Genomic DNA, 3,201 nt, shown 5'->3' with positions numbered 1-3,201 from the left:
CGGCAGCGCCGTGATGGTCTGCTTGCCGGCGTTGATCAGGTCCGGATCCTCCTCGCCCTCGTACGGGAAGGGGCCCATGCCGAGCATGCCGTTCTCGGATTGCAGCTGCACCGACATGCCGTCCGGAATGTAGTTCGACACCAGCGTCGGGATGCCGATGCCGAGGTTCACGTAGAAGCCGTCCTCCAGCTCACGCGCGGCGCGCGCCGCCATCTGCTCGCGGGTCCAGGCCATGATGAGATATCTCCTGTGTGGCGCGTTCTCTTCGCGACCGCGCCGTCCGCCGCACGGGCGGCGGCGCGCCGTCGCGCTAGCGGCCTCGCGGCCGGGGATGTTCGGGCTCAGACGGCGCCGCCGCCGGCGGCCGCCGGGGCGGCGTCCGCGCGCTTGCGGGTGGTGCGCTGCTCGATGCGCTTCTCGCGCACCGGCACGTGCACGATGCGCTTCACGAAGATGCCGGGCGTGTGGATGTTCTCGGCGTCGATCTCACCCGGCTCGACGAGGTGCTCGACCTGCGCGACCGTGACCTTGGCGGCGGTGGCCATCATCGGGTTGAAGTTGCGCGCGGTGAGCCGGTAGGCGAGGTTGCCCTCGGTGTCGCCCCGGTAGGCGTGCACCAGCGCCAGATCCGCGAACAGGCCGCGCTCCATCACGTAGTGCTCGCCGTCGAACTCCCGCACCTCCTTGTCCTCGGCGACCTTGGTGCCGACGCCGGTCTTGGTGAAGAAGGCCGGGATGCCTGCCCCTCCAGCGCGGATGCGCTCGGCGAGCGTGCCCTGCGGGTTGAACTCGATCTCCAGCTCGCCGGCCAGGAACTGCCGGGCGAACTCCTTGTTCTCGCCGACGTAGGAGGAGATCATCTTGGCGACCTGCCGGGTCTCCAGGAGCTTGCCGAGGCCGACGCCGTCGATGCCGGCATTGTTGGAGACGACCGTCAGGCCCTTGACCCCGGAGGCGCGCACCGCCTCGATCAGCTCGTCGGGGATCCCGCACAGGCCGAAGCCGCCGCACATGATGGTCATGTCGTCGCGCAGGAGCCCCGCCAGCGCGCTCGTCGGATCCGCGTAGACTTTCTTCATTCGAACACCCTCCCGGCGGCGCGGCCGCGAGGCGGGCGCCTGAGATCCCATGCTGTCCCCGATTCCGTGCGGCGGGTCCAGCCCGGCACGGCATGCCGGCCTCCGCCGGGCTCACAAGGACCATGCCGCCGCCACGGATCCGCCACGGATCCGCCAAGGCTCGGCCAAGGCTCAGCCAACGCTTTGCCGCGACGGCCCGGCAGACAAAGCGCACCGAAGGGGCTATGGCCATCTTCACGAGCGGGCGAACCGTGACGGCTGGGGGCGGCCTGAAACGGGCACCGTACCCGGCCGATCCGGCCGATCCTGCAAGCCCGGAGCGCGATGTCGCCGCACCGCCCGATCCCCGCCCCGCTCTCCGCCCGCTGGCCAACCCTGGCGGCGACCGCGCTCGCCCTCGGCTGCATCGCGGGCGCGATGCCCTGGAGCATCGGGACGGACACGGCCCTGCGCCTGGTCGCGGCCGATCTCGACGCCTACGGGGTGGCTCTCGCCGCGAGCGGGCCGGCGAGCGTGCGCCTCCTGCCCCTGCCGCGCCTCGACCTGCGCGGCGTGCGCTTCAGCGAGGCGGCGGGCCTGCCGCTCGCGGAGGGCGGCCGCCTCTCGCTCGTGCTGGATCCCCTCACCCTGCCGCGCGCCTTGCTCGGCGGCCGGATCGGCATCGGCAGCCTCAGCCTCGACGACGCCCGCCTGCACCTGCCCGAGGGCGCGGACGACGCGCGCTGGGCCGGTCCCCTGCGGCGCCTGGCCGAGCGGAGCCGGGCCGGCTGGGGCGGCCACCCGCACCGGGTCGTCCTGCACCGCGCGGCCCTCGACGGCCGGGTCGTGCTGCGGGACCTCGATCTCGACATCGCCTGGCCGGCCTGGCGCGCCGCCGCCGAGGCCCAGGCCAGCTTCACCTGGGAGGGCGAGGCCGTCCGGCTCGCGCTGACGGACCTGCACCCGGCCGACCTCGCCTCGGGCGGCCTCTCGCCGTTCTCCGCCCGCCTCGCCTGGGGCGCCGGATCCCTCTCGGCGGACGGGCAGGCCCGGTTCGCGGACGGGCTGCGGCTCGCCGGGGAGGGCCGGCTGGAGACGCGCGCGCTGCCCCGCCTGCTCGCCGCCCTCGGCCGCGACGCGGCGCTGCTGCCCTTCGCCCGGAGCTTCGCGCTGGAGGGCCGCTTCGAGACCGAAGGACCGGCAGTGATGCTGCCGCGGCTGCGCGTCAGCCTCGGCCAGAACGTGCTCGACGGCGCGGGCGCGGTGAATATCGGAGCGGCGCGCACCGCCGTGCAGGCGACGCTCGCCGCCGAGAGCCTGGATCTCGGCCCCCTGGTCGCCCCGGTCGCCGAGGCGCTGGAGGGCGGCGCGGGCGCACCGGTCGCGCTGGCGCCCTATACGGGGGGCGATCTCGACCTCAGGCTCTCGGCCGCCGCGGCCCGGCTCGGCCCGGTCGCCCTCGAGGACGTCGCAGCCAGCGTGCTGGTGCGCGACGGCGCGATGGAACTCGCCCTGAACCGGGCCGGCCTGCAGGGCGGCACGCTGAAGGGCCGGGTCGCGCTCGCGCCCGCCGAGGCGGACCCGGCCGAGACCGAGCTGAAGGCGCAAGGAGCGCTCGACCGGGCCGATCTCGGCGCGCTGCTCGCCGATCTCGGCGCCCCGCGCTGGATGCAGGGCCAGGGGCAGGGGCATCTCGCCCTGGAGAGCCGCGGCCGCGACCTCGCCGCGCTGATGGCGCGGCTGAGCGGCCGGGCCGCCGTCTCGGTCGATCGCGGAACCCTCGTCGGGCTCGACCTCGCCGACGTGATCCAGCGCAACGGCGGCGTCGCCGCGGGCGCGCTCGCCCGCCGCAACGGGCGCACGCCCTTCGAGCGGGTCAACCTCTCGGTCCGCTTCGCGGACGGGGCCGGCGAGATCGGCGAGGCCACGCTGCAGGCCCAGACCCTGACCGCGGCGCTGCGCGGCGGGTTCTCGCTCTCCGACCGCTCCCTGCGGGCGCGCGCCGAGCTGAGCCCGCGCGCGGCCGGCGCGCGGCCCGGCCCGCTCTTCGACCTCGCCGGCCCCTGGGACGACCTCGCGGTGCGCGCGCTGCGCTCCGACGAGCCGGACCTGCCGGCCGGCACCCTGGCGGCCGAGCCCCTGG

The 3,201-nt window shown here is 75.2% G+C and carries 3 protein-coding genes; 1 reads left to right on the top strand and 2 read right to left on the bottom strand.

Annotation, left to right across the window (positions count from 1 at the left end; translation table 11 throughout):
- Together AX737_RS11820 and AX737_RS11815 are read right to left on the bottom strand one after the other, a co-directional pair.
- On the bottom strand, window positions 1–234 hold a 234-nt coding region (locus tag AX737_RS11820; protein ID WP_280949069.1), incomplete at its 3' end, for a CoA-transferase.
- Between the two features lie 107 nt (window positions 235–341).
- A complete protein-coding gene (locus tag AX737_RS11815; RefSeq protein WP_066921538.1) occupies window positions 342–1,079 on the bottom strand; it encodes a CoA transferase subunit A in 738 nt (245 codons plus the stop codon).
- A gap of 324 nt (window positions 1,080–1,403) precedes the next feature.
- Between AX737_RS11815 and AX737_RS11810 the strand changes: the two genes are divergently transcribed.
- Window positions 1,404–3,201 (top strand): AsmA-like C-terminal region-containing protein (locus AX737_RS11810; RefSeq protein WP_066921535.1); only part of this gene is annotated, 1,798 nt, incomplete at its 3' end.

Source organism: Methylobacterium sp. CCH5-D2, assembly GCF_001556475.1.
GTDB lineage: Bacteria > Pseudomonadota > Alphaproteobacteria > Rhizobiales > Beijerinckiaceae > Methylobacterium > Methylobacterium hispanicum.
This window is presented reverse-complemented; position numbering and strand designations above follow the sequence as displayed.

Excerpts from the sequence above, each read along its gene's own strand:
- AX737_RS11815 (WP_066921538.1), bottom strand. The coding sequence starts at position 1,079 with ATGAAGAAAGTCTACGCGGATCCGACGAGCGCGCTGGCGGGGCTCCTG.